1 pseudogene is annotated in these 453 nt (G+C 57.0%); it reads left to right on the top strand.

Going from position 1 to position 453, the window contains the following annotated elements:
- Positions 1–324 (top strand): annotated as a pseudogene (locus tag C5C07_RS20775) (GTP-binding protein); the annotation flags it as partial.
- Positions 325–453: the final 129 nt, after the last annotated feature.

Raw genomic sequence — 453 nt, 5'->3', positions numbered from 1 at the left:
GTCGTCGACGGCAAATCGGTCATCGACATCATCGACCGCCATTCCGGCCCCGACGAAATCCCACACGACGTGGAGATGCTTCACTTCCTCCGAGAGATTGGCGTCGAACCGGTCGTCGCAGTCAACAAAATGGACAAGGTTGACGACAAGGATGAGCGCCTGAACGACCTCTGTGACCGACTCGGACTCCATCCACCATGGCAACAGTGGCAGGAGACTATCGCACCGATAACTGCGAAGCGCGGCGCCATCGAGCCCCTGAACGAGGCTGTCCGGCACCACCTTCACGACGCCCAGCGTGACGAGCTGTTCCAGTTCTTCTGAACAGCGTTGTTCGGGTTCAGGTCACTAGCAATCAGTGCTTAATTTGCACTCTCGTCGGAGTTGTGCTGGCAAATATAGTATGTGGATTACCGAACGCGCGGAGCGCGTATGGACTCGCCGGGATTTGAA

The organism is Haloferax sp. Atlit-4N (genome assembly GCF_003383025.1).
Taxonomy (GTDB): Archaea; Halobacteriota; Halobacteria; order Halobacteriales; family Haloferacaceae; genus Haloferax; species Haloferax gibbonsii.
The sequence above is the reverse complement of the archived record's forward strand: the minus strand, read 5'-3'. Positions and strand labels throughout refer to the sequence as shown.